Below are 25543 nucleotides of genomic sequence, written 5' to 3' on the forward strand. Positions count from 1 at the left end.
TCACAGGGGCCGCTTATTGCTGTGCATTTTTAGAAGATGGCCGAGTATTGAGATATCAACATACCTTTGGTCATCAATGCTCATGTTTGTTTCACTCTCTGAGTGCCAGTCTTTATCCCATTTCCTCTTCTCCACCTTCTCTATCTGTGTGAGTCCATCTACTATCTCTTGTTCATTGTCTGCCATAGAAACAGCAGTGGCAAACCATTTCTCGGATGCCCTGTAATTCTTGACTGCTCTAACCTTTTCTGCAACTGCTTTGCCTGAGGCGTCTCTCTCGTTTAAGAGCAGCACTGCTAGGACAAACGAGCTCACCAAAAAGAAAGCAGTCAAACTTTTTCAATCGATATAGAGGCATTTTAGATGCCTGTCATTTCTTGGAGGACATGAATCCTCTAAGTATTTTCTCTTAAGAGATTAGACCTAGGTAGTTTATTCCTCGACACAAATTAATTGACCATCGATGGAAAGTAGCTTATAGATCACTAACTCGGGAGCCAGGAATGTATGAATCAATGCCAGTATCCGGCTCGTCTTCTATTACTGAAAGATGGGATGCACTTGAAGAATATTTTGTTTGCATAACTGAATGCGATCTCAATGATGAAAACTGCATTACTAGCTGCCTGATGACTCATTTGAAAATCAATGACGGATCAGAAGCGGCATAGTCCAGTCTTTGCTCACAAGCTGGCTCAGTAATAGTCCACCCACAGCTCTCTGTCGGTCTTCAGCAGTGCAGGCTCACCGCCGGGCATCGGTCTGCCGTGATCGGCAAACGCGTGCTGATCTTTGCCCCAGGTGCTTGATGGATCTCTGTGAAACCGGTCACACCAATAGTCGTTCGGATCCGTGAGTCATCCGTCCATACCCCCCTTTCTTGCTCTTGAAAGAGGGATTCTCCGGGTCTTGCTCCTTGATCTGTCCCTTTCTCTCGCCATCAGCTGAGTGGTCGTTGGAGCAAGGCAAGAGGACGTTCTGAACCTGCTCCTGATCGTTTGCTGCAACAGCTCCGAGACGTGGCTTCTCCGGTTTTGTTGCACAAAGTGGTTGCCTTAAGCCAACCTTAAGGAGTCGCTTTCGTCTCCTTCTGGGTTCGGGCCCTGATGCCATGGCCGCAATTATCCGCTTTGTATCCGGCCCGGAACCGCTATGGCGGCGATGCCTTGAGCGTTGCTGGGTCCTGGAATGCGACGTTGATCCGCTGATTCTTCAGGCTCGTTGGCTTCACCACCAAGGGCAGCATCACGATGCAACTGCCGTCGAAGAAGAGCTACACCCTGTGTTCTGAAACTTTGCGCTTGTGAGACGTCATCATTTGGCGGTCGCAATTGCTGTGCTGATTGTGGCTCCCTCCTGTTCGATGAATTACCCGTCAAGATCTGAAGCGGAGAGCGCTTGTCGTGAATGGCAGGCGCAGGAATCCAAGGTTGATTACGAGCGCGAGTTATTAGGTTTTGAAAAAAGAACAAAATTTGAACAAGAGAACCCCAGGCCAGATGCAGCTTTTTGGGACGATCAGATTATTGACTGGGAAAAGCAAAAATTAGCTTATGCTTCAAAGACGATTGTTGAGAGTGTTGCAATGAGTTCTCGCTACTGCCTGTTGGAGCAAGAAAATTCTCGGTTTTTAGGTTATGAAAATGACACGATCAAAAAAGGGACCTATCGGGATGAAGCGGGAAAAAAGGGCGAGTGGAGAGTTGTTAAATATTTTCGTTATTGATACTTTTGCGATTCTCTTATGACGTTTTCAAGCGATGTTATCAGCCTTTCCGCGGATCATTATTCGTTCTATCATCGTGAATGACTTGCAAACCCTTTAAGTTAAGACGAGTCCCAACCGTTTCTTCGTCTTTTATCCAATAGCCTGTCTGAACAAAGATGAGTTTTGCCGTGATCTCGCTATCCATAGATAGCTTCTGATTTTTGAGCGTTTTGTAGTTTTGATCAACGATTTCAGGAGTTTTTTCTTCGTTCCAGGAAAATACTGCCTGATACCTATTCCCCTCGATTGAATGCCATGGTGCAGGATTGATTTTGCATGAATCAGGGTTGCCGGCTTTTGCCAATTGGTGCTGCAGCTCATCAGTCCTGTCGTCTTCTAGTCGTTGGACAAGCTCCTTGGGCAAAATTGCCGAATTGCCAGTGAGTGTCACAGGCTCTTTTGTGATCATTACTTGTCTCATTGCAGGACTCTCAGGTTTGATTCCGTTAATACCGTTGTTGAGAATGCTCGCATGCTTTGTTTCAGCCTATCGATTTGTTCCTTGATTTGAAATAAGTTCTCAGGCTTGCCTCCTTACTCACCAATGCCAGTGTTGTCATTAAGTACTTTATTGATTTTGAGCGGTATTGCTTCTTTATTTCTTGATGTCTGAGATCTTGAAATGACTGGTTGATTCATGTTTTCAGAAGGCCCCTAAGAAGTTTTCTTGTCTTGGGTGAGTCTGATTGACGGACAACTTAAGGACTGCTCGTCTTGATGCGCTTCAGTAGTTCATCTTTGGCGAGTTGCGTTACGACAAATACTTCTTGCGCGCTCGTGCCTTTGCGCGCCAGCATTTTGAAGCCGCCTGTGACCGGTATTGAAACGCGTAACTGAAGGCCTGAGCTATGACCTCGCACCCTGGAAATCACGCCCGGAGTGATCGTCTGGATCTCCGGATCTCTGGCAAGAACCTTTAGCCAGGGGATCAACCCCTCCACATAGGTGCTGTGCGTAATGACCAGGCGCCCCACAGAGAGTTGCTACTTGCTGAACGTTGTGCTGGTCGAAGCTAGTGGATTTGGCTACAGAGAAGAGAGAGATCTGCCAGCCATGCTCCGATCTGTCGACAGGCTGCTTTGTGAGGTGACCGGTCCTTTGCAGGACCGCTGCGGTCCCCAGGCCAGGGTTCTAACGGCGGAGGTTCACGGTGATGAAGTCCGTGGCTTGGCGTTTTGTCCTGGCAAGGTTCTTCGATACGTGTTGGCTGCTCGCAACAGGCGCATCAAAACAACGGAGATGCTTCGTTTGGCTCGCAGCAGCAGGCAGCCTGCTGCTTGAACACCAGCCTCATCAATGGCTTGATTCAGTCGAGCTCACTGGCCAGAACCGAGCTGAGTGCTTGTTCGACTTTGGCTTGAAACAGCTTTGTGTCCACGCGTAGAAGCAGCAGACCTGCGGCTAGAAGACCGACAGCCTGAACAACAAACACTCCGGCGTAAGCCTCAAAGCTGTTTTGTGATCCAGTGAGTTCTCCGAACAGGCTAAGCAGCGCTCCGCCGCTAATCGTGGCGAGCCCTCGCGCATAGGCCTGGGCAAGCCCCCAGACACCGATGAAAGTTCCCGCCATCAGTGGCGAGGTCAGACCGAGCATCAACGTGAGGCTTGCATTGGTGCTAATCCCAGCTCCAACTCCGAACAGAAACAATGCCGCTCGGAATAGTGGAGTTGAGGCCAGCAACCCCGCGACGACCATCATCAGTACAAACAGCGCTGAGAGCACTCCACCGGTTAGTGCTGTCCGTTGGGCTCCAAGGCGTGGAGTGATCAGGAACCCTGTTGCAGCAATGCCCAGCAATGTTCCGATGCCCCAGACGGCATTGAGCCGAGTTGTTGTACAAAGGTCCATGGCGAAAACGGCTCCGCCGTAGGGCTCCAGGACAGCTTCCTGGAGAAACAACGCGAAGGTAAACAGGGACAGAACAGCAAAGAAATATCCCACCTGTGGAGATCCTTTCAGCACTGTCCATGCGCCACTTAGAGACATTTCCTGAGTGGCTGCTAGTCGTGACTGGTGTCTGCCGATGTCAGGCTTCAGGCGTGGCTCTACCCCTGCGATTGAAGCCACGACAAGCATGAAGATCACCAGCGGAGCCACCGTGATCAACCGTTCCACTCCGGAGATCAGATTGCTCAACTCGGCTGTGGCGCATGAGGAGCCAAGAAACGAACTCAGCAGAATCGCTCCCGCCACGATCCCCACCATCAGCATCGACCACACGATGGAGACCAGAGCAGGTCGCTGTTTTTCAGTGCTCACATCAACCAGCAGCGCTGCAAACGGCGTGGAGCTGGCTGCAATGGCCAAGCCGTAGAGCACAAACACCAGAGCCAGGATCAATCCTCTCCAGATCACATCGGCCTGACTTCCGGATTGGGATGCTGCCGCGAGCCAGAGAACGGTGTGGCCTGCAATCCATGTCAGGACGCAGAACGCCGCTGCACCGCCAACAATGAAAGGAGTGCGCCGCAATTGCTTCCAGCGGCAGCGATCCGATTGCTGTCCGAACCAGATTCTTGAAAAGGCAACCAGCTGTTGACAGCCCAGAGCCAGGGCGGTCAAGGCGGCAGGCACCTCAAATTCATCGATCAGCAGCCTGTTGAAGATGCCAAGGGTCAGAACCGAGAGAGCGCCAAGACAAGCCTGAAACAGGCCCAGGCGCAGTGCAAGGACGATGAACCGTGCTGATCCCACGGATTGCAGAAGCGATTCGCTGACCTTAGGTGGGGCTTCAGCAGCGTTCGACTGGAGCCATCGTCAACCCTTCCGAACCAAGCTGTTGGTGATACAGCTCAGCCTGTTCAAGGGGACCACACCAGACCTCGGCACGTCCTTCTCCGTCGATGCGTCTGGCCAGAGCCCAGGCCCGATCAGCATTCATGCCGGGAAGGATCTTGCACAGGCACTCCACCACATGCTCAAACGTGTTGACGTCATCGTCGAGCACGATCACTCGGGCTTGTGGGTAGCGCTGCGTTGTCCCCTGGCGTTCAAGAACCGTTGCTGCACCGGGTGATGACGAAGTCATGATGTCTCGTGAACAGACGGGATGAATCCGCAGGGAAGCTTAGTTACACTGCCGTCAACCAAGAGATCCACAATGCTTTTCACCCTGGGCTGGGCTTCTCTCGCAGCTGTGTTCAGCTTTTCGATCGCCATGGTGGTGTGGGGTCGTAACGGTGACGGCTCCATTAATTTCTGACGTGTACGAGACTCTCCAGTCTCCCCTGGTCAACCAAGGACTCGCTGTTACAGCTGTAGCACTGCTGGTCTTTGTTAGCGGATCTGTGATTTATCTATCCACCATTGAGTGGAGAGATCGGCGTCGGCGCCGGTGACAAAGTGTTTGATGCTGCTCTCTTGAGTCAGAGGTGGGAGTGTTGTCGCAACCAGCTGTTGCGTTCAACAGCCACACTCGTCGGAATCTCGCTGCTCGTGGGATCTGGTTTGATCGGGTTGCGGCTGTCGACCAGTCGACTGCACTGGGCCGACAACAGTTCAGCGTCCTCCTTGGCTCAATTGTCCGGGGCGCTCACTCTTGTTCAGAGTTTCCGCGGCGACCCGAATCGAGCCGTTCCGTCGCTCTGGGCTAAGCGTTTGGGTGTCCAGCCAGCCAGGAATCTTTGGCGACGTTACGGCCGTGCCATGTGGTGGCAGGGATGGGCACAGGACGGTGGTGCCTATCTGATTCTTGCGTCTTCCACGTTTCCTCCGGAGCTTCAGGGGCTGCAACGCCAGCGCGTGGGCTCGCTGCAGGTCCTTGCCTCCGATGCATTGCACCGCCAGCAGTTGCTGCAACGCTTGAAAACCAACCAGGTCTCAACGACCAGCGTGCAGGCCGACAGCCTTTGGGCTTCTTGTCTTCATGCGCTGTCAGAGGCGCCAGGGGTGATCTGGAACGCTGATGCCCTCGCAACACTCAGCGGAACGCTTGCGCCTCTTCTTCAGCAGGGTCGTGAAGGTTGTGTTCAGCTTCGCCTTCAGGCCAATCAACTTCTCTGGGAGGGGGTGATCGGTCGTCGACCGTTGAGTTCGCTCACCATGCGGAGCTCCTTATCGTCCTCAGGCTTGATCCAAGCCTCATCCACTGATTTGAGCTCCACCGATACAGCATCCAGTGAGCTCACATTGCTTCAGGTTGATGGCGATCGTGTGGATCTGATTTTGGGAACGCTGCTGTCGCGTCAGATCATTCAGGCTCCACTTGAGGAGCATTACGGAATCAATGGCGCGATGCGCAGCAAAATCGCTGACCTTCCGTTCTCCTTGAGGCTTCAGAGCCGGGCGAGCGGTGCTTACAAGGCTGGTTTACAGGTTCAATTGCCCTTGACCGGGAGTGCGCAGCAATGGGCACCGATTCTTAAAGCAGTGTCGGAACGCCTCGACTCCAGGGGGTTCCAGAAGCTTCAGGACGATCGGGTGTCATCAGAGCGTGAAGCTCCCATCCTTTGGCAGCGACGTGATGAACCCGATCCGACCATCGTCGGTGGCTGGCTGATCATCCAAGGTCAGAAAGTACCTGTCTTGAGCATCGGATTTGGAACTGAACCTGCTGCTCAGCCCTTCCTTTCAAAACAGATGCCGCAAAACCGTTTGTCGCTCAGAGTTCAAGGCGACCCGCAGCGTCTAACCCAGATTGGTCTGCTTGAGGGACTCTGGCCTAAGCCTGTGCAGAGAGCATCGAACCTGAATTTAGAAGTCAAGCCACTCAAGATCTCAGCTAGTAGCCAGCTCGCCAGACAGTCGTGGTGGAGAGTCAGTGGAAGCCTGACGCTCACACCAGACTCCTAATTCTTGGCAGCTTTTTCAGCCTTCTGTCGCTCACGCTTGCGTCGTTCAGAAGCAAGCGTTTCCTCCATGAGCTCAACGGCCTGAACCATCTTTTCGAGGTTGCTGCGATAGAGCCCCAAATCCTTCTCCAGTCGGGGGCGAGATAATCCGATCTCCTCACCGATGGCGTGAACGGTATTGCTCAGTTCCTCTGGATCATCACTTTTGTTTCCCTGAGCTTCGGAGAGCAGGCTGAATAATCCAACGGCAACCAGACGTGAGTAGTGGAATTCATCTCCGGTCACTGCTGAAAGTCCACTTGCCAGTGGTTCTGGCGCACCTTTCCCCTTTGATTTCAACCAGGCCTGGACATCGTCAACGGTGTGTCCCTTGACGGCCTTGCTGCTCCCTTGCGCGAGAGCCTTGATTTCATCGCCGTCAAACCCATTGCAGCTGCAGAGAGCCGCAAACATTGGGTCGAGTTGTGTTTCCGGGCGATATCCCTTCGTGAAGGCCTGGAAGACCTGACACAGGCCAACGGCGAACAACGCATTCATCCGGAAGTGAGTTTGATGACTCAGCAGGTGTAGTTCCACCAGAAGCTCATCGGCTGTTCGTCGATACAGCGAAGGAATGACGTAAGGGAAAGCTGTGTGAAAGGCTTTCTTGCTGTCAGCGATCGTCTGGGACCCAGTCAAGCTCTTCTAAGGCTGTCTTTAAGGCAAGACCATAGCGCTGCTGTTGCCGCCGTTAAGATTCAGCAAGTCAGCAGGCCCAACATGATCCCCATCGTCATTGAGGAATCCGGACGCGGGGAAAGGGCGTTTGATATTTATTCGCGCTTGCTGCGCGAGCGAATCATCTTTCTTGGTGAAGCTGTTACCAGCGAGTCAGCAAACAGGATCGTTGCTCAGTTGCTGTTCCTCGAAGCAGAGGACCCCGAAAAGGACATCTACCTGTACATCAATTCACCGGGAGGTTCTGTCTACGACGGTCTCGGTATCTTTGACACCATGCAGCACGTCAAGCCCGATGTACAGACGGTTTGTGTCGGCCTTGCTGCAAGCATGGGTGCTTTTCTCCTTTGTGCGGGTGCCAAAGGGAAACGAAGCAGTCTTCAGCATTCTCGAATCATGATTCACCAGCCCCTTGGTGGTGCAAGGGGTCAGGCCAGCGATATTCGTATTCAGGCCGACGAAATCCTGTTCTTGAAGGATCGTTTGAACAAGGAACTTGCTGACAGAACCAGTCAGCCTCTCGACAAGATTCAGGCCGACACTGACCGCGATTTCTTTATGTCCCCATCTGAAGCGAAGGACTATGGATTGATCGATAGCGTGATCGATAAGAGGCCCGTTCATTCAGTGTGACTCTTGTGGTTTCCAACTGAATAAAAAACTCCCTTGCGGGGGTTTTTTATTGCCTAATTTTTGAGAGGCTACGAAGTGAATCCAATAAAAATCCAGGTTCATTTCTGAACCTGGATCAAAATATATTGACTAAAAAGAATTAGTTCAGGATCGGAGAGAAGCGTTCTTTCTCTGGGATTGAGGTGTAATTAGCGAGAACTTCGCGAAACTCATCACCATCCATGGTCTCTTTTTCAATCAGCAATTCAACGAGTCGATCCATCGCTTCGCGCTGACCCTGAACAAGACTCAGGGTTTCTTCGTAGCACTGCATCACGATGCCGCGAACCTGTTCATCGATTTGCTTTGACGTGCCTTCAGAGGTGTCGCTACGCGTCATCAGATCTCTGCCGATGAACACTTCCTGGCTTCCTCCTTCGGTGGACATCTGACCTAGACCGCTCATTCCATAACGCGTCACCATTTGGCGAGCGATTGAAGCAACCATCTGGATGTCTCCGCCAGCACCCGTGGTGACTTCGGCATATCCGAACACCACGTCTTCAGCAGCTCGACCTCCAAGGGCTCCCATGATCCGTGCTTTGAGCTGAGAACGGGAGACGAGCATCTGCTCTTCATCAGGAGAGAACCAGGTCAGTCCCTGTGCTTGTCCTCTCGGAATCAGGGTGACTTTCTGGACTGGATCGTGGTCCTTCACGAGGCTGCCGACCAGAGCGTGTCCAACCTCGTGATAAGCGATCAGACGCTTGCTGCGTCCGTCGGTCAGCGGGTGACCTTCCAATCCCGCGATGATGCGGTCAACGGCATCATCAATTTCAGCAAGGCTGATGGTTTCCTTGCGGCGACGGGCCGTAAGGATCGCCGCTTCGTTCAGAAGGTTGGCCAGGTCTGCACCCGTGAAACCAGGAGTCCTGCGGGCAATGCTTTCAAGAGATAGGTCTTCAGCGAGTTTCTTATTGCGTGAATGAACCTTGAGAATGGACAAACGACCCTTGATGTCAGGGGCGTCGACGGTGACCTGACGGTCGAAACGGCCAGGACGCATCAACGCTGAGTCGAGCACATCAGGGCGGTTGGTTGCCGCGATGATGATGATTCCGCTGTTTCCTTCGAAACCATCCATCTCTGTGAGCAGCTGGTTCAGTGTTTGCTCACGTTCATCGTTTCCACCACCGATACCAGCACCACGCTGACGTCCCACCGCATCGATCTCGTCGATGAAGATCAGACATGGACTGTTCTCTTTGGCGCGCTTGAACAGATCTCGAACTCTGCTGGCTCCAACACCAACAAACATCTCCACGAATTCAGAGCCTGACAGAGAGAAGAAGGGAACACCTGCCTCGCCAGCAATGGCCTTCGCAAGCAATGTTTTACCTGTGCCAGGAGGGCCCACCAACAAAACACCTTTGGGGATCTGAGCTCCAACGGACGTGAACTTTTCAGGCTGCTTCAGGAATGTCACCACCTCTTCAAGATCTTGCTTGGCTTCGTTGACGCCTGCGACGTCGTCGAACATCACGCCTGTTTCAGCTTCCATCGCAAAGCGGGCTTTGGTTTTCCCGAATTGCATGGCCTGGCCAGGGCCACCAGGCATGTTGTTGCCGCGACGTGCCAAGAAAATCAGGGAACCGATTAGCAGCAATGGGAACAGCAGGTTGCCGAGGATGCCAAGAGCAGGGGGTGCCGTCTTCGGTGGATGAACGTCGAAGCTGATGCCCTCAGCCTTGAGGGTGTTGATCAACTCCGGTGCCAAACCAGGGAGGTCAACTCGCAGACGCTGAACACGGTTATCCAGATCCGGATCAACCGCCTCAACCACCGCATCACGACCACCGTCATAAATGTCGACGGATGTGACGCGCCCGGCTTCCACGTAATCGAGGAAGCGGCCATAGCTCATCCTGGCAACTGCAGTGTTGCGTGGAGCCTCAGTTGGGCCACCTGGCTTCAGGTTGCTCAGCGCTCCGCTGCCGAGGAATTGCAATGCCAGCAGCAGAGCAACAGTGATGGGAAGTCCCCAGAGAAGGATCTGCCGCCAGCGCTGATTCATGGCATTGATGAAGATCCGATGATCGTAAGAGCTTCGGGTTACAAACTGTGCAGTTGTTCTACCTAAAGACTGCGTAAAGCCGTAATCGGATCAAGTCGAGCTGCACGTCGTGCAGGCACAACACCGAAAAACAGTCCAATCGAACCTGAAAGACCAACTGTCAGAAGCACTGTTGGCACACCGATGGCTGCGGGAAGCGGGGTGAGCACGGCCACCGCTGCGATTGCCCCGTAACCGGCTGCCGTTCCAATGACCCCTCCCAGGCTGGAGAGCACCAGAGATTCGACCAGAAACTGACGCAGAACATCCGAGCTGCGTGCACCGAGTGCTTTGCGCAGGCCGATTTCCTCGGTTCTCTCGCTCACGGAGACCAACATGATGTTCATGATGCCGATCCCGCCGACGAGCAGCGAAACCCCTCCGATGGCGCCAAGCATCAAGGTCAGTCCACCGGTGATGGTGCCAACAATTGTCAGTGCGTCCTGCTGAGAGCGAACGGCGAAATCGTCATCCCGAAGAATGCGATGCCTTTGACGCAGAAGATTAGAGATCTGGAATTTTGCCGCGCTTGTGCTGTTCTCATCCCTGGCCTCTGCACTGATGAAACTGAGGCTGACTCCATAGGTTGGGTCGCGGCCTGTCAGGCGGCTGACCATGGTGCTGATGGGGATGTAAGCGTTTTCATCCTGATTGGACCCGAACACAGCTCCTTTCGGCGCCATCACACCGATCACACTGAAGCTCTGATCACGGATGCGCAGAGAGCTACCGATGGCTCCGCCGCCTGGAAAAAGCTTGTCGCGCAGATCAGGACCAATGACCACCACGGTTCGTGCTGCCTGGACGTCCTGGTTGCTAATAAAACGTCCCCGGCCCACTTCAAAACTTCTGACAGGCAGGAACTCCGGCGTTACACCGAAAATGGCGGCAGTACTGCTTCTCGCCCCTGACTGCACCACCTCGTTGGCATTGATCTGAGGAGCCACTCGCTTGACGCTAGGGACCTGTTGAGCAATGGCCTGAGCATCCTCCAGCACCAGAGTGCGCGGGAACGCCACCCCCTGACGCCTTGTGTCGTTGCTGCCTGGAACCACGAACAGCACATTGGCTCCAAGGTTGCTCAACTGACTTTCAGCGAGATTCTGGGCACCACGCCCAACGCCAACAAGCGTGATCACGGACGCATTGCCGATCACAATCCCGAGCATGGTCAACAGGCTGCGCAACCTGTTGGCCTTCAGGGTGTTGAGGGCCATGCCGACGGTTTCGGCGATGGGCAGATTGCTCGCCATGGATGAAAGCTCAGGCTCAGAGCATCGTGTCGAGTTTCACGGCCATGTTGCTGCCGGTTCCTCGATGAACGGCACCTTCCTTGACCAGCAGAGTGACAACCTCGCCCTCCAGCAGATCGCGGGTGGCATTGGCAATTCCTGTAATCACAGGGATACCTAGACGCTGAGCAATCACCGCTGCATGGGAGCTTTCTGCGGGTGTTTCGGTAATCACCGCTGCGGCGTCTCTAATGGCATCGAGATAGTCAGCATTCGTGTCGGTTGCCACGAGAACCTCACCGGGTTCGAGCTTGGCGCAGTCACTGGCGCAGGTTGCGATGCGCACTTTCCCGCTGATGGATCCGCTGCCGAAGCCTGTTCCACGACCCAGTACAGCACTCACGATGCCCACCTTGATCAGATCAGTGGAGCCGCTGACACCTGCCAGCGTTCCAGCGGTTTGAACGCAGAGGTCGCCGTCCTTGAGAACGCCGAGCTCCTGTGCCACTCCCATGGCGAGCGTGAAGGTTGCGGTGGTGCTCTGCTGAGTTTCGATCAGCAATGGGGTCACGCCCCAGACAAGCTGCAGTTTTCTGGCTACTGCCACCTCAGATGTCACAGCGAGGATCGGCGTGGAGGGCCGAAATTTGCTCACGTTGTGGGCCGTGGCACCACTTTTTGTCAGCGGCAAAATTGCTGCTGCATTCAGTTGTCTGGCAATGCTGCTGACTGCGCCACTGATGGCATTGGGAATGGTGCTTGGCAGATGCGAGTCGATCGGGCGTTGCGGATAGTCCCTTTCAATTCTTCGGGCAATCGTCGCCATTGTCTCCACCGCTTCGACGGGAAAATCTCCCACTGCAGTCTCATTGGAGAGCATCACTGCATCGGTGCCATCAAGAATGGCGTTCGCCACATCGCTGACCTCAGCGCGTGTTGGCCGAGGACTTGAGGCCATCGAATCCAGCATCTGGGTGGCCGTGATGATCGGAATTCCCAGGCTGTTGGCCTTGTGGATCAGATCCTTCTGCAGCAGAGGCACTTCTTCGGCCGGCATTTCGACGCCGAGATCACCTCTGGCCACCATCACGCCGTCGCACAGGGGAAGGATGGCGTCGATCTGATCAATGGCTTCAAATTTCTCGATCTTCGCGACCACTGGGGTCGAGAAGCCGTGCTTCCTGATCAGTTCACGAATTTCCTGCATATCCGAGGGATTGCGGACGAAACTCAGTGCGACCCAGTCGACTCCCTGCTGCAGGCCGAATGCCAGATCCTGTCGGTCCTTGGTGGTGAGTGCTCTCACCGACAGCTGAACATCCGGGAAATTCACTCCCTTGTTGTTGGACAACACTCCGCCAACCGTGACAATGCAGTGAAGGGTCTGGTCAACCTCATCCACGCGGTCGACTTTCATCTCCACCCGACCATCGTCGAGAAGGATGCGACTGCCTGCTGTGACCTCCTCCGCCAGCCTGTCGTAGGTGACCGTGGCAACGGTCTGATTGCAACGAACTTGTTTGGACGTGAGAGCGAAGTGATCGCCCTTTCCAAGAGTGATGGGACCTTCCTCGAAGCGACCCAGTCGAATCTTCGGTCCTTGAAGGTCTTGGAGGATTCCGATGTGAACACCGAGCTCATGCGCCACCTGACGGATCGTGGCGACCCGGGCGGCGTGCTCGGAGTGGTCTCCGTGCGAGAAGTTCAGTCGGAATGTTGTAGCGCCTGCTTGAACCAATTCCCGAATGCGTTCGGGACTCTCGGTAGCTGGGCCGATCGTGGCGACGATCTTTGTTCTGCGTGTCAGATCGAGCTCGGCCATCCTTGGCGCCGGAAACCAGCGGAATCTACCGTCATGCCCTCAACCCTCCGCTGACCTTCCGTGCTCCTCAACGACTACCAACAACAATCACGCCAGACGGCCCGATACCCGGATGCCGGCAACAATCTCATTTATCCAACTCTGGGCCTGACAGGCGAGGCCGGTGAGGTCGCCGACAAAGTGAAGAAACTGATTCGGGATCGTGGGGGCGTTGTGGATGAGCGCTTCACCCAGGATGTGGCCCTGGAACTGGGGGATGTGCTCTGGTACGTGGCGCAACTGGCCACAGAACTTGGTCTCAGCCTTGAGGAGGTGGCGTCAGCCAACCTCAGCAAACTTAAAAGCAGGTCTCAACGTGGAACGCTCCAAGGAGAGGGTGATCACCGCTGAGACGCAATGATTGGTGCTCAGCCGTACATGCCGAAACCGCCGGCGAAAGCAAAGCTGGCAGACATCAGCAACTGCTGCATCAGGCTCAGGGCAATGAAGGCCAGGATTGCCGACAGATCCAGTCCACCAAGTGGAGGGATCAAGCCGCGAAAGGCATTCAGGTAGGGATCGGTGATCGAACTCACAGTGCTGAGCACGGGATTTCCCCAGTCGAGATTGGGGAACCAGCTCAGAAGCACCCGCACGATTAAAACCAGCGAATAGATCTGGAGTGTCTGGGCGAGCACTTGAAGGACTGTGGACACAAGCTCGGTGGCCATGGAAATCGCGGAATTAAAAGAACTCTATGCAGCCTGGGATGGTTCGGAGCCACCGCCAAGGTCTGGAAGGACGGAGAAGGTTCTGTGGAACTTCTCGGAGAGGGTGATCCAGTAGGAGCGCCCTTCACTTTGACGCTTGCGTTCAATGAAGTTCTGGTTCACCAGTTCCTTGATGTGGTCGTAGGCCCCTGAACCTCTGAGATCCACAAGATCCGACTGGAGAATCCTTTTTTTGAGTGCAACCGTGGCCAAGGTTCTGAGCGTGGCTGTGGAAAGATTCACGGGAAGCAGATCGCGCACGAGTTCACCCAGACCAGGACGCAACTGCAGGCTGTAACGACCGTTGCTCTGATTGATCTCCAGAGAGGTGTCTCGCTGCGCGTAGCCAGCAATCAGGATCAGCATTCCCTGCTCGGTCTCCGCTTCGGAGAGCCCAACCAAGGACGAGAGCTCCTGCAGCGAGACTGGACGCCCTTTCAGGTAGAGGATCGCCTCAAGACGAGCGGGGAGTGATACCAGCAACGCAGCGTCCTGGGCGCTGTGACTACGTGGTTGATCGCTTCCCTGGTCCAAGCCAGCATCCTTGATTCCGATATGCCAAGGTAACGCCCATCCCAGTGAGCGCCATCAGGGACCCAGAAAAATCCGGTAGGCGGGGTTGGATGTCTCTTCCCAGCTTGGATAGCCAAGGTCTTTGAGGACCGCCTGCCATGACTCGAGATCGTTGGGGCTGACCAGAACGCCCACGACGATCCGACCGACATCGGCACCATGATTTCGATAGTGAAAGATGCTGATGCTCCAATTGGAATGGAGCGCATTAACAAACCGCATCAGCGCACCTGGCCGTTCCGGGAACTCAAAGCGGTACAGCAGCTCCTGAGTTGGCTCCTCCGACTTCTGCGGCAAACGACCTCCCACCATGTGACGCAGATGAACCTTGGCCAGTTCGTCGTCGCTGAGATCCAGGCACTCATATCCATTGCTGCGCAGGGAGGCCAGTAGATCCGATCGGTCCTGGACATCCTTGACCTGAATCCCCATGAAAATGTGGGCCTGATCACCAGCGCCCATCCGATAGCTGAATTCTGTGAGGCTGCGCTTCTGAAGGAGTTCAGACAGCTTGCGCAGGCTGCCGGGCTGTTCCGGAATTTGCACGGCAAGCATCGCCTCACGCTCTTCACCAAGCTCGGCCCGTTCCGCAACAAAGCGCAGTCGGTTGAAATTCATGTTGGCGCCGCAGGCGATCGCCACTAGCTGCTTATTTTTTAATTGGCGCCTGGAGACATCGGCCTTCAGACCTGCAACAGCAAGTGCACCGGCCGGTTCAAGGATGGATCGGGTGTCTTCAAAGACATCCTTAATGGATGCGCAGATCTCATCGGTACTCACCGTGACGATGGCATCCACATACTTCTGAGCAAGTCGAAAGGTGTGTTCTCCCACCTCACGCACAGCCACTCCATCCGCGAACAATCCCACTTGAGGCAGGCGGATTCTTTCACCGGCCTCAAGTGACAGGGTCATCGCAGCAGCGTCATGGGGTTCAACGCCAATTACTTCGATGTCAGGCCAGAGGCTCTTGACGTAAGCGGCCACCCCACCAATCAGGCCACCACCACCAATGGCCACATAAATCGCATCTGGCGGTTGTTGGCTCTGGCGCAGGATTTCCATTCCCACGGTTCCCTGGCCAGCGATCACCTCCGGATCATCGAAAGGATGGATGAAACAGAGGCCTTCCTGTTCACTACGTCTTCGGGCCTCCGCATAGGCCTCGTCATAGGTCTCTCCGTGAAGGATCACCTCGCCGCCAAGCTGACGAACCGCTTCCACCTTCACGCTTGGTGTGGTGATCGGCATCACGATCACTGCTCTGCATTTCAGATGGGCTGCGCTGAGTGCAACGCCCTGGGCATGGTTACCCGCGCTCGAGGCGATCACACCGCGTGAACGTTCATCGTCCGACAGCTGAGCCATGCGGTTGTAAGCACCGCGCAGTTTGAAGGAAAAGACTGGTTGTAGATCCTCACGTTTGAGCCAGACGTGATTGTTCAAACGGCGGCTGAGATTCGTCGCTGACTCAAGCGGGCTTTCGCGGGCGACGTCGTAAACCCTCGCGCGCAGGATCCTCTGCAGGTAATCATCCATCGAAACAGTCTGACAACCAGTGGCTTTCACGGGTGGCAGGCATGCCTCGTAGATTGACTCAATCTGCCGGGAGGCTCATGCACCTGAGCGATCTATCGCATCCCAATCAGCTGCATGGTCTATCCGTGGAAGAGCTTGAAGATGTCGCGGCCCAGATTCGACAGCGCCATCTGGAAGTGGTGTCCAATAGCGGTGGTCATCTCGGCCCAGGTCTAGGTGTTGTTGAGCTCACACTCGCGCTCTATCAAACTCTTGATCTGGACCGTGATCGCGTGGTCTGGGATGTTGGCCATCAGGCCTATCCGCACAAGCTGATCACAGGTCGCTACGCCGATTTCGATTCACTCAGACAAAAAGGCGGCGTTGCTGGATATCTCAAACGTTGTGAGAGCACATTCGATCATTTCGGTGCTGGTCACGCCAGTACGTCTATCTCAGCCGCACTGGGCATGGCCATGGCCCGTGACCGCCTTGGCCAGGACCACAAATGTGTTGCGGTCATTGGGGATGGAGCACTCACTGGCGGAATGGCCCTCGAGGCCATCAACCATGCGGGACACATGCCCAACACACCGTTGCTGGTGGTGCTCAATGACAATGACATGTCTATTTCGCCGCCGGTCGGGGCGCTCTCAAGTCATCTGAATCGGATGAGGCTCAGCCCTCCGATGCAGTTTTTGTCAGGCAGTGTGGAAGAAAGCATGCGTCACCTCCCTTTCATGGGTGGTGATCTTCCCGCTGAACTCAACCGACTCAAGGGCAGCATGCGTCGTCTGGCGGTGCCCAAGGTTGGTGCTGTGTTTGAAGAACTTGGCTTCACTTACATGGGGCCCGTCGACGGCCACGACATCGCCGAGATGATGAGAACGTTCCAGGAAGCTCACCGTGTGGGTGGTCCGGTGCTGGTGCATGTGCTCACCACCAAGGGCAAGGGCTACCCCTACGCGGAGGCAGACCAGGTGGGATATCACGCCCAGTCGGCTTTTGACCTGAACACGGGTAAGGCCCGTCCGAGCAAAACTCCCAAACCGCCCAGCTATAGCAAGGTTTTCGGACAGACTCTGGTCAAGATCTGTGAGCAGAACCCCCGCGTTGTGGGAATCACAGCGGCAATGGCCACCGGCACTGGACTGGACCTGTTGCAGAAGGCTTTGCCTGATCAATACATCGACGTGGGCATTGCTGAGCAGCATGCAGTGACTCTGGCTGCAGGCATGGCATCGGATGGCCTTCGCCCCGTGGTCGCCATCTACAGCACTTTCCTTCAAAGGGCTTTCGACCAGTTGATTCACGATGTCGGGATTCAGAAACTGCCGGTCACATTCGTGCTTGATCGCGCTGGCGTCGTCGGCGCCGATGGCCCGACCCACCAGGGCCAGTACGACATCAGTTATATGCGCTCCATACCGAACTTCACGGTGATGGCGCCCAAGGATGAGGCTGAATTGCAACGCATGCTGGTCAGCTCCCTCAAACACGATGGACCTTGCGCAATTCGAATTCCGAGGGGTCCTGGTGAAGGTGTTCCCCTGATGGAAGAAGGATGGGAACCGCTTCCGATCGGTTGTGGTGAAGTTCTTCGGTCTGGCGATGATCTCGTGATCGTGGCCTATGGCGCCATGAATGCCAAAGCGATGGCAACCGCTGAAATCCTTGCTGCTCAGGGGATTCAAGCAACAGTCGTTAACGCTCGATTCCTCAGGCCTCTCGACACGGCACTGCTGCATCCATTGGTCCAGCGCATCGGTCGTGTCGTCACGATGGAAGAAGGGTCGTTAGAGGGTGGCTTCGGTTCCGCGGTGATTGAGTCCCTTCAGGACTCAGGTCTTCATTTGCCTGTCATGAGGCTGGGAATTCCAGATGTGCTGGTGGACCATGCCACGCCACAGCAGAGTTTCGAATCGCTTGGTTTGCTCCCAGATCAGATGGCTGAGAGAATTCGGGATCGATTCAACTTCATCACCAACAAGGTTCAGACCTCCTCTGAAACTGGCGTTGAAGTCCCTTCGGTTCGTAGCTGAATCCACAAAAAAGGGGTGGCCTCGCCACCCCCTGCACTTGAAGAGATCAGTTCAGAGTGGTTTCAAAGAACCCCACGGGTTGCCAGGCCGAGAATCGCACCCATGCCAATGACGTGGCCAAGGCTTGTTGTGGCCAGCAGAGAAGCGTGACTCATGCCCCCAAAGAATGCCGGGTTGGGCAACTGAGCTCCCTCATTCGGGTACTTGATCACTGATTTGCCGATCATGATGGCGATGACGTTGCAAACGATCATCACAAGCCCCACCTTTGGAGACCAAGTCAGCGTGGCGGGAGCAATGGCCAGTAGTGGAGCGAGCATGAAGATCAGAGGCAACGATTTATCTTCCAGCCTTTAGGCACACACGCCTAACACTTGTAAAAGTTGTTCATCGCAGTACTTTTTGATACCCGATCAGGCCTGCCACGATGACGGCGTTGCTGAGCGTCAGGAAAGCTTCAGCTCCGCCATGCAGGGGATCGATCGCCACCAGCTCAGTTCCAAATTTCAGATCAGCGATCACAGCTGCTGCAATGGTGATTCCGACAAACAACAGTGTGAGCTGAAAGCCACGACGGCTGAGGGCGGGAAGCAACCGACGTTGACCCAGGTAATACAGAAAAATCAGATAAGGAAACAGAGAGAGTGCGAACAACGGTGATGGATCGAAGTCAGGCATCAGATCTGATCCTCCAAGCTTGTTGGCGCTTTGCTCGACCATGCGGCCCAGGCCAGCATGGCGTTGCCGATCAGGGTGAATGATGCCTGGAGCGTGACCAGCCAGCGCAATTCTTCAGCGTTGTCGTAGAGATGCCAGGTGCACGCTGCCATTGCACTGACGAGAGCTGGAAGCATCGCCCACGCGATCCGCTGCCTTGAGGCTGTCTGCCCATCGGGTTTGTATTGATGAATCAGCACGATGGCCATCAGCCATTCAGCCACTGAGGCCCAGTGAATCCACCACGTCCCCAGAGATAGCGCGTGCATGTCGTTTCAATGGCGTCGTTCACCGTAACGGTTGAAGACTTGGATAATGGTCAGATCAACTGTTGATTGCTGGTGAAGGCGTTTCGCAGTGGGCGGAAGTTGAGCGTATTGCTCTGTGGTTATTACGGAGAGCACAATCTCGGCGACGATGCTTTGCTTCAAGTGTTGGTGTCGCAGATTCCTTCCAATTGGAACGTTGTGGTGACAGCCAGGGATTCAGAGGCTGTTCATGCGTTGGTTCCCGGTGTGTCAACTGTGAATCGTCGATCACTATCGGAAATCATTCAGGCCCTGAACCGCGTTGATGCTCTGGTTCTTGGTGGGGGCAGTTTGCTTCAGGACGGAACCAGCTTTAAAAGCCTTGTTTATTATCTCGTTCTTCTCTGGATTGCCCGTTTCAAGCGTCTTTCCATTCTGCTGTGGGGTCAGGGTCTGGGTCCATTGCAGGGTCGATTCAGTCAGTTCTTGGTGAAGCAAACACTCTCAGGAGTGAGCGCTGTGTCTTGGAGGGATCCTGGCTCCATGGGGCTGGCGCAGCGCTGGGGACTCGACATTCCCATGGTGATGGGGCCTGATCCTGTTTGGCGCCATCCTTCGCCACCCTGGATGGGTGGAAACCGGCTGATCCTTTGCTGGAGACCCACCCCTTTATTGGACATCAAGGGCTGGAGTGTTCTGCTCGATGCGGTGGATCGATTCAGTTCCAGTGGTTGTGCTGAGGTGATCTGGCTGGCTTTCCATGTGAATCAAGATGCCTCATTGTGGAATGAGCTCCGCAGTCTTGATCTAATCCCTGAGGGATTGTGTCGACGTTCCCTGCAGATGCAGGCAGAGTCTCTTCAACAGGTCCAGTCGTTATTTAGTGAATCTGCACTGGTCATCGCAATGCGTCTGCATGCTTTGATTCTTGCTGCAACGGCAGGTTGCCCGACCGCGGCGCTGAGTTATGACCCGAAAGTGAAGGCAGCGGCACAACTAGCCGACTTGCCCTGGGTCGATCTAAATGATGCGCTCAATGCTGACCAGTTGAATCAACAATGGCAGTCAGCCATGACAGCTCAACCCGATGGCTCACAGATCGAGCAATTAAAGCGTGATGCTCAGCTTCACGAGACCATGCTTGTTGGTGAACTTCAAAAATTATCGGTTTAAACGACACCCTGTTTCGGCGTTGAAGAGAATTTCGTCTTCAACCCGCCAAGTCAATTTGATCTGTTCGGGAATCACCTGTTCTGGAGGTGCCATCATTCGAATCAGTCCTTGTTGTGTTTCAAGGAACAGCAACTGTGAATTCCCCAGCCATTCTCTCGACTGAAGCTTGCCAGATAATCCTGAATCAGAAAAACGAATCGATTCTGGTCTCACGGCACGAAGACGATTTGACTCATCGTTCAGACAATTGATTTGTGGTCGACCAATGAATCGCGCAACGAAAAGGCTGCAAGGATTGTGGTAGAGATTGTAAGGGGTATCAATCTGTTCGATTTTCCCTTCATGAAGTACAGCGATACGTTGTGCCATCGCCATTGCTTCATGTTGATCATGAGTGACATAAATCGTTGGTTTGCTTTGTTCTAAGACCAGTCGACGAAGTTCCGGACGAATATCTTCTCTTAATTGTGCGTCCAGATTGCTCATTGGTTCATCGAGCAGATAAACCTCAGGGTTTCTGAGCAGTGCTCTGGCTAAAGCAACTCTTTGACGTTGACCACCTGAGAGCTCAGCAGGGCGGTTGCTGGCTCGATTCCAAAGTTGCACCAGCTCAAGAATCTGTTTGATCTTTGAGGTTCTTTCGCGTTTTGATATGCCTCTGATCCGCAAACCAAGTTCGAGGTTTTCAAACACCGTTAGGTGCGGAAGTAGCGCATAACTTTGAAACACCATGCCAACGCTTCGCTCAGCAGGTGAAAGGGTTGTGATATTACGACCACTGATGTGAATCGATCCGTAGCTAACAGGATCAAGTCCTGCAATTAAGCGCAATGTCGTGCTTTTGCCGCAACCACTGGGCCCAACGAGAGCAAGACATTCATTGTCTGCGACCGTCATGGTCAGGTTTTCAACAATCCATTGGTTGTTGATGGCTCGTCCAACCTGCTTGAGTTCGAGTGTCATCCCTTAACAGCTCCAGTGGTTAAGCCCGAAACAATCGGTTTTTGGAACACCATCACCAACAGGATGAGGGGAATTGAACCAATCACTGTCGCTGCTGCATAAGGACCATAAGGAACTGAATGAATAGATGAGCCTGCAATTCTTGCCATCGCAACTGGCAGTGTTAATTGAGCTGAGTCGCTGATCCATGTGAGTGCGATTGGATATTCATTCCAAGAGAACAGAAAAACAAGAATCGCTGTGCTGGCAATGGCTGGTGAAATGAGTGGAAGCAAGATCCAACGAAATCGTTGAAGAACGCTTAATCCTTCAACTCTGGCAGCATCTTCGAGCTCTGGAGGCAGATCTGAAAATGCATTCGTGAGCAGCAGAACTGCCAAAGGTTGCGATAGGGCTGCATAGGGAATAGCAAGTGCAATCAGGTTGTTTCCCAGCTGTAGGTATCTGGCGATCTCTAGTAATGCCAGAAAGAGCAGAACATAGGGGAATAATGCACATCCAATTAAGATGCATTTAATAATCAGTGCAGTTCGCTGACTAAGTTTGCTTAGGCTATAACCAGCAGGAATTGCCAACAGCAGCGTGAGGACAGTAGAGACTGCTCCTGCGAATAAACTGTTGAAGAGATAGCGAATGAATGGTGGATTGCTCTGCAAAACACTTTGATAATGGGCGAGTGTCCAGCGTTGATCAATTGATGCAAACGGCGTCACCAGAGCTTGATCCGTGCAGAACGAGGTGTAAAGCTGCCAGGCCAGTGGTCCGAGCGACCAGACCAACAAAGTGATAATCACGAAACGTGTTGCTTTCATTTCGCGAAAGCTCCTGGCGAACGGTTTCGTGCGAACGAGATCACGAACCATGCAATCACAATCAGTGAACTGAGAATCACGAAGCTGCCAATCATGATGGTTGCGCTATATCCAAAATCGAGAAAACGCAGAGCGTTCCAATAGGCATATAGAGCAATACTTTCTGTACTGCTGGCCGGTCCACCTCCGGTCATCACCTGCACTAGATCAAACACTCCGAATGCCTGCGCAAGTCGGAACATCAGTGCAAGACCCAAATAGGGAAGTAGTAGCGGAACCGTGATACGCCTTAGGCAAATCCAGGGACCTGCCCCCTCCAATTTTGCGGCTTCGTACAGATCAGAAGGAATGGTCTGCAGGCCAGCAAGCAGGATCAGCGCAACAAATGGCGTGGTTTTCCAGATGTCCGCGTAGACGGTGGTGATCCATGCAATCGATGGTTCTCCCAGAGCGTTGAGTGGTCGTCCCAATCCAGATTGCATCAGCCGATCAATGGGTCCGTAGGGAGTATTGAAAATCCATCTCCAGCCCAGCGCCATCACTGTTGTTGGCAAGGCCCATGGAATCAATGAGGAGGATCGGATCAGTGCCCGTTTGCGCAACGGCTGATTGAGGATCAAGGCAATGATCAAGCCAAGTACGACCTCAGCGGTCACCGAGACAACAGCGAAACGAAGCGTCTGGAGCAGGTCCTGCCAATAACGAGAATCATGAATGAACCGCTGCCAGTTAGCCCCCTGATTGGGGATGGCTACCAGAGCTGTCATCACGGAATCAGCATGGAAGCTGAGCCACACGTAGCGAATCAGCGGCAATGCAAACACCGCAATCAGGAAGACCAGGGATGGCAGCAGCAGCATCAATGGCATTAGGGAGCTGCTCCTGCTGCTTCAAGCACCTGAGTTGTCGATTGCTCGGCTTGTTGCATGCCTGCTGTTGGGGATGTCATGTCTGTGAGCGTGCCGCTGAGTTTCCTCTGTAGAACATCACTGACCTGCGCATAAAGGGGAGTCTCTGGTCTGGAGCGTGCATACACCAAGGCCTCACCGATGGCTTGCAAAGAAGGATGCTTCTTCAGCAGGGCCTGATCATTGAAGATCGCTTTCTGGGTTGGTGTATAGCCGTATTGGCTATACAAATAGCGTTGCGACTCCTCGCTGGTGAGGAATTTAAAAGCCTCAACGGTTGATTCAGGATGTGCGGAACCCTTTAATAAACTCAGTCCCCAACTTCCAAGAGTTGCAGCAGGTTGATGGCCCGTTTGAGCCACCATCGTGGTGATTGCGATTTTATCCCTGACCTGACTGTCGTTTTTTTGTAATTCAGCCCAGGCGTAAGGCCAGTTGCGCATGAAGGCGGCCTGACCAGACTTGAAACTTTGTAAGGCCTCAGACTCAGAAAAGTTGGTGACGGCCCTTGGACTGATGCCTCGTTGAATCAGGCCATCGAGCCACTGCGCAGCAGCAAGGCCAGCTGGCTTGTCCAAGCCAATCTCTCCGGATTCGGGTGAAAACCACTCACCGCCAAAGCCATCAATAATCTCCAGAAAAACACAACTGAGCCCTTCATATTGCCTTCCCTGCCACACGTAGCCATACGGGACCCTGCCGTTGGATTGCAGTTTCTGACTGATGTTCTCTAGTTCCTGCGGAGTTTGAGGGGGATGATCCATCAGGTCTGTACGCCAGTACAGAAGACCGATATCTGCAGTGAGCGGCCAACGCAGGAGTGACCCCTGGTAATGATTTCCTTCACTGGCTCCTGATGCAAGAGCTCGCACTTCATCGTTGTTGAAATAGCTATCAAGCGATTCGAGCCAGCCCGCCCTTGCATATTTTGGAACCCAGGTCACGTCCATCAGTAGTCCGTCGAAGGGTGTATCACCCAATAAAAGACTGCTGATTGCCAAGTCTGAAATTGCCTCAGTTTCCAGAGGCCCCCTGATCACATTCAGATGAATCCGACCCTTGTTCTGCTGATTAAAACTTTTGACTAGTTCAACAGTCGAATCAGCAAAAGGAGCTGGCATCAAGATTGAGATATGGTCTGGCTGTCTTGCAACCACAGAAAGACCAAAGAGACAGCTGGCGATGATGATGATGGACATCATCAACAGCCTGAATGATCTCCTCCTGATCCAGAGCATGGTTTTACTCCTGGGTCTCAAGTGCACCGATTTGTTCATCAGCCCAGTCCGAAACAGTGAATGCTTCAACTGCTGAACTCATTTTCTCCATCCTTTCAACTTGTTCTGAAGTGGGCATATCAATCGCTGCGTCAATCGCAGCATCCATCTGTTTATGCGAATAAGGATTGGTCAGAACTGCACCATCTAGAATGACTGAAGCTCCTGTGAATTCAGACAGAACGAGTACTCCATCCTGACCTTTCCTTGCGGCGGCATATTCCTTAGCGACCAGGTTGAGACCGTCACGAAGTGGTGTAATCCAACAGATATCTGCTTGTGAAAACCAGGCCACCATCTCCTCATAAGGAATTCTGCGAGTTGAGAAACGAATTGGAACCCAGTCCATTTTGCTGAAACGTCCATTAATACGCCCAGCTGTTTCTTCAATAAGTCGCTGAGTGTCCTCATAGATTCGCATTCCAGACGCTGCAGCAACACAGGCCAGCATCAGCACAACTGTTCCGTGTAGGTCGGGACGACGTTCAAGTAGTCGCTCGAATGCCAGCAACAGCTCTTCGTTCCCTTTGGTGTAATCGACCCTGCTGGCAGAAAGAATCAGCTTCCGTCCTTTCTTTGTATCTTCATTGATCCGTTCTGACAAATGACGGACATGCGGATCTTTAGTGAGCGCTTGAATAACGTCTGGAGATGTTCCAACTGGAGACGATAGAAGACGAACCTTTCGGCCTCGGTACAGCAGCCAGGGGGTTTCAGATGGTTCTGTCAAGGCAGTTCCGCAACCGAGAAATCGAAGAGGAACGTTTTGTTTCTTTCCTTTTTCTACGCCTAGTAGGCAATTGGCAGCTCTTGCGAAATTCTCTGTATAGCGTGGAATATGAAATCCAACCACGTCGCAACTCAGCAGGCTTTCCACAATCTGCTTTCGCCAGGGAAGGATGGAAAAAACATCACTACTTGGGAATGGTGTGTGGTGGAAAAAAGCTATTTTTAAGTCTGAGCGTTTGCTTCGAATGTATCCAGGAACGAGCCAAAGGTTGTAATCATGAACCCACACAGTTGCCCCTGGGGCTGCTTCGGAGCATGCAGCATCCGCAAAGCGTTGATTCACTTCTTCGAAAATTCCCCAATCGGTGTTGTTGACATCAAAATAATTTGGGAAAGTATGTAAAATAGGCCAGAATGATTCCTTGGAAGTAACGTGATAAAAGCTTGAAATCTGTGCCTGTTCAAGTGGTATTCGTCTCAGCATGAATGATGCAGGTTCATTCATCGCAATTCGTTCGTCTTCGGCATTGGCTAGGTCATCGACCTGTCGCCAAGCAATCCAGGTTCCGTTGTCTCGGTCTCGGAATAGGTTTCTCAGAGTCGGGATAATGCCATTCGGACTTTTTTGGTCACGCCAAACTCTTTGACCTGTTTCGTCTTTTGCTTCATCGAAAGGTGTCCGATGATAAAGAATAATAAAATTACTGCTGCCTAAGTTTAAATCCATTGACATGAACTCCCATATGATTTTGGTTTGTCTCCACGATCCAACTCATCAC

29 protein-coding genes and 1 pseudogene are annotated in these 25543 nt (G+C 53.3%); 9 read left to right on the forward strand and 21 right to left on the reverse strand.

From position 1 onward, the window contains the following. Positions 1 to 315, reverse strand: coding sequence for a hypothetical protein (locus tag SynMITS9220_RS05855; RefSeq protein ID WP_186991430.1), 315 nt, complete (start codon positions 313 to 315; stop codon positions 1 to 3). 380 nt (positions 316 to 695) lie between these two features. Next, a pseudogene (locus SynMITS9220_RS05860) lies at positions 696 to 845 on the reverse strand (DUF1651 domain-containing protein); the annotation flags it as partial. A gap of 266 nt (positions 846 to 1111) precedes the next feature. Here SynMITS9220_RS05860 and SynMITS9220_RS05865 point away from each other — a divergent pair. Further along, positions 1112 to 1291 (forward strand): hypothetical protein, encoded by a 180-nt coding sequence (locus tag SynMITS9220_RS05865; RefSeq protein ID WP_186991433.1) that lies wholly within the window; start codon positions 1112 to 1114, stop codon positions 1289 to 1291. 27 nt (positions 1292 to 1318) lie between these two features. Further along, positions 1319 to 1726 (forward strand): hypothetical protein, encoded by a 408-nt coding sequence (locus tag SynMITS9220_RS05870; RefSeq protein ID WP_186991435.1) that lies wholly within the window; start codon positions 1319 to 1321, stop codon positions 1724 to 1726. 40 nt (positions 1727 to 1766) lie between these two features. Here SynMITS9220_RS05870 and SynMITS9220_RS05875 read toward each other — a convergent pair whose 3' ends face one another. Beyond that, positions 1767 to 2177 (reverse strand): hypothetical protein, encoded by a 411-nt coding sequence (locus SynMITS9220_RS05875; protein ID WP_186991438.1) that lies wholly within the window; start codon positions 2175 to 2177, stop codon positions 1767 to 1769. Between the two features lie 289 nt (positions 2178 to 2466). Then, entirely contained in the window at positions 2467 to 2742 is a 276-nt protein-coding gene (locus tag SynMITS9220_RS05880; RefSeq protein WP_186991441.1) for a DUF2103 domain-containing protein, read from the reverse strand. 79 nt (positions 2743 to 2821) lie between these two features. On the opposite strand from SynMITS9220_RS05880, the gene SynMITS9220_RS05885 reads away from it, so the two are divergent. Then, complete coding sequence (locus SynMITS9220_RS05885) at positions 2822 to 3049, forward strand: hypothetical protein (RefSeq protein WP_067095102.1); 228 nt, start codon at positions 2822 to 2824, stop codon at positions 3047 to 3049. 25 nt (positions 3050 to 3074) lie between these two features. Here SynMITS9220_RS05885 and SynMITS9220_RS05890 read toward each other — a convergent pair whose 3' ends face one another. Together SynMITS9220_RS05890 and clpS are read right to left on the reverse strand one after the other, a co-directional pair. After that, positions 3075 to 4463: a BCD family MFS transporter gene (locus SynMITS9220_RS05890; RefSeq protein ID WP_186991443.1), complete on the reverse strand. Its 1389-nt coding sequence runs from the start codon at positions 4461 to 4463 to the stop codon at positions 3075 to 3077. A gap of 37 nt (positions 4464 to 4500) precedes the next feature. Next, complete coding sequence (gene clpS, locus SynMITS9220_RS05895) at positions 4501 to 4797, reverse strand: ATP-dependent Clp protease adapter ClpS (RefSeq protein WP_067094804.1); 297 nt, start codon at positions 4795 to 4797, stop codon at positions 4501 to 4503. Positions 4798 to 4869: 72 nt separating this feature from the next. Between clpS and petN the strand changes: the two genes are divergently transcribed. Then, positions 4870 to 4971: a cytochrome b6-f complex subunit PetN gene (gene petN / locus SynMITS9220_RS05900; RefSeq protein WP_066907630.1), complete on the forward strand. Its 102-nt coding sequence runs from the start codon at positions 4870 to 4872 to the stop codon at positions 4969 to 4971. Positions 4972 to 5165: 194 nt separating this feature from the next. Further along, positions 5166 to 6560 (forward strand): hypothetical protein, encoded by a 1395-nt coding sequence (locus SynMITS9220_RS05905; RefSeq protein ID WP_186991446.1) that lies wholly within the window; start codon positions 5166 to 5168, stop codon positions 6558 to 6560. Here the strand turns inward: SynMITS9220_RS05905 and psb29 are convergent. After that, the gene (gene psb29 / locus SynMITS9220_RS05910; protein WP_115126259.1) at positions 6557 to 7237 is read right to left on the reverse strand and encodes a photosystem II biogenesis protein Psp29; all 681 of its coding nucleotides are present in this window, start codon (positions 7235 to 7237) and stop codon (positions 6557 to 6559) included. The two genes, SynMITS9220_RS05905 and psb29, sit on opposite strands and share 4 nt — an antisense overlap. An 81-nt stretch (positions 7238 to 7318) precedes the next feature. Here psb29 and clpP point away from each other — a divergent pair, with 81 nt between their 5' ends. Next, complete coding sequence (gene clpP, locus SynMITS9220_RS05915) at positions 7319 to 7909, forward strand: ATP-dependent Clp endopeptidase proteolytic subunit ClpP (RefSeq protein WP_115126258.1); 591 nt, start codon at positions 7319 to 7321, stop codon at positions 7907 to 7909. Positions 7910 to 8048: 139 nt separating this feature from the next. Here the strand turns inward: clpP and ftsH are convergent, their stop codons facing one another. From ftsH to pyk, 3 genes are all read right to left on the reverse strand, one after another. Further along, positions 8049 to 9962: an ATP-dependent zinc metalloprotease FtsH gene (ftsH, locus tag SynMITS9220_RS05920; protein ID WP_186991449.1), complete on the reverse strand. Its 1914-nt coding sequence runs from the start codon at positions 9960 to 9962 to the stop codon at positions 8049 to 8051. A 62-nt stretch (positions 9963 to 10024) separates the two neighbouring features. Beyond that, complete coding sequence (locus SynMITS9220_RS05925) at positions 10025 to 11254, reverse strand: ABC transporter permease (RefSeq protein ID WP_186991452.1); 1230 nt, start codon at positions 11252 to 11254, stop codon at positions 10025 to 10027. A 16-nt stretch (positions 11255 to 11270) separates the two neighbouring features. After that, positions 11271 to 13055 carry a pyruvate kinase gene (pyk, locus tag SynMITS9220_RS05930; RefSeq protein ID WP_186991455.1) on the reverse strand — a complete coding sequence of 595 codons (1785 nt, stop codon included), beginning with the start codon at positions 13053 to 13055 and terminating at the stop codon, positions 11271 to 11273. Between the two features lie 60 nt (positions 13056 to 13115). Between pyk and SynMITS9220_RS05935 the strand changes: the two genes are divergently transcribed. Next, on the forward strand, positions 13116 to 13445 hold the full coding sequence (locus tag SynMITS9220_RS05935; RefSeq protein WP_186991458.1) for a nucleoside triphosphate pyrophosphohydrolase family protein: 330 nt from the start codon (positions 13116 to 13118) through the stop codon (positions 13443 to 13445). A 17-nt stretch (positions 13446 to 13462) separates the two neighbouring features. Here the strand turns inward: SynMITS9220_RS05935 and SynMITS9220_RS05940 are convergent, their stop codons facing one another. The 3 genes from SynMITS9220_RS05940 to ilvA are packed head-to-tail and all read right to left on the reverse strand — an operon-like array spanning position 13463 to position 15916. Next, positions 13463 to 13765 carry a YggT family protein gene (locus SynMITS9220_RS05940; protein ID WP_067094785.1) on the reverse strand — a complete coding sequence of 101 codons (303 nt, stop codon included), beginning with the start codon at positions 13763 to 13765 and terminating at the stop codon, positions 13463 to 13465. 24 nt (positions 13766 to 13789) lie between these two features. Continuing rightward, positions 13790 to 14338 carry an SMC-Scp complex subunit ScpB gene (gene scpB / locus SynMITS9220_RS05945; RefSeq protein WP_244276991.1) on the reverse strand — a complete coding sequence of 183 codons (549 nt, stop codon included), beginning with the start codon at positions 14336 to 14338 and terminating at the stop codon, positions 13790 to 13792. Between the two features lie 54 nt (positions 14339 to 14392). Further along, positions 14393 to 15916: a threonine ammonia-lyase, biosynthetic gene (gene ilvA / locus SynMITS9220_RS05950; RefSeq protein ID WP_186991460.1), complete on the reverse strand. Its 1524-nt coding sequence runs from the start codon at positions 15914 to 15916 to the stop codon at positions 14393 to 14395. A gap of 77 nt (positions 15917 to 15993) precedes the next feature. On the opposite strand from ilvA, the gene dxs reads away from it, so the two are divergent. Then, complete coding sequence (gene dxs / locus SynMITS9220_RS05955; RefSeq protein WP_186991462.1) at positions 15994 to 17937, forward strand: 1-deoxy-D-xylulose-5-phosphate synthase; 1944 nt, start codon at positions 15994 to 15996, stop codon at positions 17935 to 17937. Between the two features lie 62 nt (positions 17938 to 17999). Here dxs and psaK read toward each other — a convergent pair whose 3' ends face one another. The 3 genes from psaK to SynMITS9220_RS05970 form a co-directional block, all read right to left on the reverse strand. After that, positions 18000 to 18257: a photosystem I reaction center subunit PsaK gene (gene psaK / locus SynMITS9220_RS05960; protein ID WP_115126251.1), complete on the reverse strand. Its 258-nt coding sequence runs from the start codon at positions 18255 to 18257 to the stop codon at positions 18000 to 18002. Between the two features lie 67 nt (positions 18258 to 18324). Then, the gene (locus SynMITS9220_RS05965) at positions 18325 to 18615 is read right to left on the reverse strand and encodes a DUF3593 domain-containing protein (protein WP_186991464.1); all 291 of its coding nucleotides are present in this window, start codon (positions 18613 to 18615) and stop codon (positions 18325 to 18327) included. Continuing rightward, positions 18615 to 18923, reverse strand: coding sequence for a DUF2499 domain-containing protein (locus tag SynMITS9220_RS05970; protein WP_186991466.1), 309 nt, complete (start codon positions 18921 to 18923; stop codon positions 18615 to 18617). The genes SynMITS9220_RS05965 and SynMITS9220_RS05970 overlap by 1 nt, the downstream gene beginning before the upstream one ends. 99 nt (positions 18924 to 19022) lie before the next feature. On the opposite strand from SynMITS9220_RS05970, the gene csaB reads away from it, so the two are divergent. Beyond that, positions 19023 to 20075, forward strand: coding sequence for a polysaccharide pyruvyl transferase CsaB (gene csaB, locus SynMITS9220_RS05975; RefSeq protein ID WP_255483254.1), 1053 nt, complete (start codon positions 19023 to 19025; stop codon positions 20073 to 20075). On the opposite strand, the gene SynMITS9220_RS05980 is transcribed toward csaB, so the two are convergent. The 5 genes from SynMITS9220_RS05980 to ggpS are packed head-to-tail and all read right to left on the reverse strand — an operon-like array spanning position 20064 to position 25491. Next, positions 20064 to 21038: an ABC transporter ATP-binding protein gene (locus tag SynMITS9220_RS05980; RefSeq protein WP_186991470.1), complete on the reverse strand. Its 975-nt coding sequence runs from the start codon at positions 21036 to 21038 to the stop codon at positions 20064 to 20066. The genes csaB and SynMITS9220_RS05980 overlap by 12 nt on opposite strands. Then, complete coding sequence (locus tag SynMITS9220_RS05985; protein WP_186991472.1) at positions 21035 to 21850, reverse strand: carbohydrate ABC transporter permease; 816 nt, start codon at positions 21848 to 21850, stop codon at positions 21035 to 21037. The genes SynMITS9220_RS05980 and SynMITS9220_RS05985 overlap by 4 nt, the downstream gene beginning before the upstream one ends. Further along, a complete protein-coding gene (locus SynMITS9220_RS05990; protein ID WP_186991474.1) occupies positions 21847 to 22719 on the reverse strand; it encodes a carbohydrate ABC transporter permease in 873 nt (290 codons plus the stop codon). The genes SynMITS9220_RS05985 and SynMITS9220_RS05990 overlap by 4 nt, the downstream gene beginning before the upstream one ends. Next, complete coding sequence (locus tag SynMITS9220_RS05995; RefSeq protein WP_370594380.1) at positions 22719 to 24035, reverse strand: ABC transporter substrate-binding protein; 1317 nt, start codon at positions 24033 to 24035, stop codon at positions 22719 to 22721. The genes SynMITS9220_RS05990 and SynMITS9220_RS05995 overlap by 1 nt, the downstream gene beginning before the upstream one ends. After that, positions 24001 to 25491, reverse strand: a complete 1491-nt coding sequence (gene ggpS, locus SynMITS9220_RS06000; protein ID WP_186991479.1) for a glucosylglycerol-phosphate synthase — start codon at positions 25489 to 25491, stop codon at positions 24001 to 24003. Before ggpS ends, SynMITS9220_RS05995 begins: the two co-directional genes overlap by 35 nt. Positions 25492 to 25543 lie beyond the last annotated feature (52 nt).

Source organism: Synechococcus sp. MIT S9220 (genome assembly GCF_014304815.1).
In the GTDB taxonomy this organism is placed as follows: Bacteria; Cyanobacteriota; Cyanobacteriia; order PCC-6307; family Cyanobiaceae; genus Synechococcus_C.